General features: G+C 41.7%; 3 protein-coding genes. All 3 read left to right on the top strand.

What is annotated here, in order from left to right; all coding sequences use genetic code 11:
* Nucleotides 1–236: 236 nt before the first annotated feature.
* The 3 genes from IM456_RS21470 to IM456_RS21480 all read left to right on the top strand — a co-directional run bounded on the left by IM456_RS21470 (nucleotide 237) and on the right by IM456_RS21480 (nucleotide 2,442).
* Entirely contained in the window at nucleotides 237–1,592 is a 1,356-nt protein-coding gene (locus IM456_RS21470) for a tetratricopeptide repeat protein (protein ID WP_002791275.1), read from the top strand.
* 263 nt (nucleotides 1,593–1,855) lie between these two features.
* Complete coding sequence (locus IM456_RS21475) at nucleotides 1,856–2,203, top strand: hypothetical protein (RefSeq protein ID WP_002791268.1); 348 nt, start codon at nucleotides 1,856–1,858, stop codon at nucleotides 2,201–2,203.
* Complete coding sequence (locus IM456_RS21480; RefSeq protein ID WP_002737863.1) at nucleotides 2,200–2,442, top strand: hypothetical protein; 243 nt, start codon at nucleotides 2,200–2,202, stop codon at nucleotides 2,440–2,442. Before IM456_RS21475 ends, IM456_RS21480 begins: the two co-directional genes overlap by 4 nt.
* Nucleotides 2,443–3,103: the final 661 nt, after the last annotated feature.

The following is a 3,103-nucleotide window of genomic DNA, read 5'->3' on the forward strand; positions in this document are numbered from 1 at the left end:
AAACTCTTATAGAGAAAGACATTTGGCGATTTTTGTTAATTGGTTTCGATCTAGAGCGAACTAATCAATTAAATCTCTTGCCAGATAAGGATTTAGTCCATTTATGCCACCCTATCGAACCATACTAAGTAACGAAGAACCCTAATTTATAAAATCCCGAAGACTTCGGTATTTTATGCAGATGTTAGCTATCGTGAAAACACTAACGGGTACAAATTGCATTATTGAGAGTATGTATGTTGTCTTTAAACGATCTTCCCATCACTTGGAGCCATCGTCCTTATTTCGATCTTAGTCCCTATCAATCTGGTGCTTGGCATATTCAGGGAATTGACTATAGTTATCGAAGCCTTGTCTCCGAAGTAGGAGGTTTCGATACACCATCAGAGTCCCCAGTTTCTCTCGTTCACTCTGCTTCTTTTCGAGAGCAATTGATTCGAGAGACCGGTCTTTTTCAATACCCAATTAACGATCCTCTCGCCCTCCCCGATGAGTTGAGAACCGAACGTTGGAGAGTTCTTTGCGAGCATTTAGAGTATTATCGTGAGCTTTCACCCGCTACTCAAGTGAAAACGGTCGATCTATTATCGAGTTTATGCTTTCATGAAGCGATTACTCGCTATATTCCCGCAATTAGCGATGAAAACATTGGCAGAGACCCCACGTTCGCTAGATTGGCTTACAGCCTGGCGATGTCTAAAATCCTTTGTCAAGAAGATATTGGTACATCAGAAAATCTCGAAGATTTTCAACGAATCTTTCAATACGCTTCTAAAGAAAGCCTGGTGGCTTTCGGGGCGGCCGTAGAATTAATCGTTTTGCAGGCTACTGCCTTTCAAGATATAGCGGCGGTCGCCCATTGGCGAGAAGTAGCCAAGGAGGCACTCCATCACGTCGAACCTTCCCTCGATCGTTTCGATTTTAAACATTTAACCAGTGTTTTCAAGCGTGCGGCTGTTTTCGCTCCACTTTTGCGGGGTGAACGAGAAACGGTTGTCCGTGAAATGGATATCTGTCAATCCCTGGCGGAAGAACTAACTCGCGAGTGTAAAAACGAGAGCGAACGACTTTCCGCCTACGACACTCTCATAACGGTTCTCGAGAGCCGAACAAAAGAAGCTCTCTGGTTAGGCGATATCGATCTCGCCGAAGAGAGATCGAAGAAAATGGTGGCGATGGAACCTCTTTACTCTCGTTATCGCCTGCAACTGGGGGAAATTTTACTGAAACAAAATAAATTTGAAGAAGCGGCGAAAATCTATCGTTCTGCCACTAGACTCGGCCCACCTGGAATGGCGATCGCTTGGTTTATGGCCGGCCAATGTCACGAACGATTAGGAGAGATAGACATCGCCTGTGATTGCTATCTAGCTTCCCTACAGATGGATGAATTAGCTATCTCCGCCGTGGAGAAAATTAACAAATTGGCCCCCCGGCTAGGTAACTCGATGCTGACCGATTGGAGTACCATGCGTCTAGAACAATTACAGGAACAACAGGGAGGTATGGTCTCTAAAACGAAAACTTCCTATATTCCTGAAGCCGCTTCTGCACTGAAATTAGCGGGTGAACGCGAACTCTCTCAAATTTAACTCAAGGCGATCGCAGATCTGGTAGGTTGGGTTGACGCAAGGAAACCCAACAATTCCCCTAAAACTTACCGAAAACTCAATTAGGCAAAATCGTCTTACCACAGAAGTGATGCAAGAAACTCAGATAGAGTTTGTTCGCTCCTATATTGATGCGGGTGAGTGTGGACTGACCCTGCTAAATAGACCTCTCCAATAATTGTCAAAATAAGAGATGAAGCCCTTACTAAGAGCTTATCAAAAATCTTTTCTGGAGAGGTATAATAGTGAAGAATCAACAGTTGGTAGCTACTAAGGCTGTTGATGAAGTGGATGATGTGACTAATGTGAATGACCCATATAATATTGCCAAACAAGGGGGTAAGCACTCTGGATTCTATAACGAATATGCCAAAAAGCCAGACTCTCAAATCCGAAAAGGAATTGAATCTATAAACAAGCAAATTTCTGAACATCAAAAAAAGATTGAAGCTCCCCAAAAATTTATACCTGATTTTGATAATCTTGATCCTAGACAGCAAAAAGCTCTTCCCGATAAATGGCAAAGTGACATAAATCGGCAGAGCGAGCAAAAGACTATACTAGAAGGCCTACTCAAGGAGAGAGGACTATGAATACAGAATCTGTTAACTTTATCAAAGATCATGCACTTATTCTCAAAGAAAAGTACAATGAATCCCTCGCAAAAATTAACGAAGCTGACATAAAAGGAGAGGACTCTTCTTTCTATAAAGGACAAAGCCTTGCTTATTATGATGCTCTTGATTTGATCAAGTCTCAGGTAGAAGCATTTGGTTACAACTCGAAGGAAGTCAACCTGGTTGTTCCTGAATTTGGCAAACAAGCAACTTAGCTATTAAGGTATCAGGTGCGATGCCGAAGGCACTGCGTAGCAGTACGTCTATCTTGCAAGGTTGGGTTGCAACGGAAACCCAACATCATCCCCCTATTATTCTTCATGTTTTGTGTTGGGTTGCACTTCGTTTAACTCAACCTACGGATTTATTATGGTTCTTCTGGTTTCTGTGTAGAAACTAGGTCTATACTGATAGAATATCCGCAAAATAGCCCTAAAAGTCTTTCCCAGTAAACATTTCACGATTCCATAAGCCAAAATTATCACACAAAGTCGAGAAGAGCCTTATTTTGATTATTGTAAGCAGAGATGTTTCAGTTCTCTTGAGAATGGCTAATGTGCAAAATTGGGACGTTGCCAAATAATAAATAATTTGGGTTGGTAAGCTAAACGGTGCTTAACCTGCATGATCCAATAGCTATAACTCTTTTGGAGTCTATATCGGTGATCCGAAGTAAAAGCCGTTTAGCTTATTACCCACCCAGTATTTAATTTACTTATCGATCTAAAGTAGATCAAACCCACATTCCGCACCCTAAGCTGTCACAGAGAGAAATTACGGAGAGAAAAAATCAAAGTGAGCATAAAAATAAACATAAGGAGCGAAAAAAGGCATTTGAGAAACAGTAAAGCACCAAAAATGGCATCAAAACCTATT

It is taken from the genome of Microcystis sp. M079S1 (assembly GCF_020246425.1).
Classification (GTDB): Bacteria; Cyanobacteriota; Cyanobacteriia; order Cyanobacteriales; family Microcystaceae; genus Microcystis; species Microcystis aeruginosa.

Bases quoted from the DNA above. Each gene is read 5' to 3' on its own strand.
- IM456_RS21480 (WP_002737863.1), top strand. From the start codon at position 2,200: ATGAATACAGAATCTGTTAACTTTATCAAAGATCATGCACTTATTCTC.
- IM456_RS21470 (WP_002791275.1), top strand. From the start codon at position 237: ATGTTGTCTTTAAACGATCTTCCCATCACTTGGAGCCATCGTCCTTAT.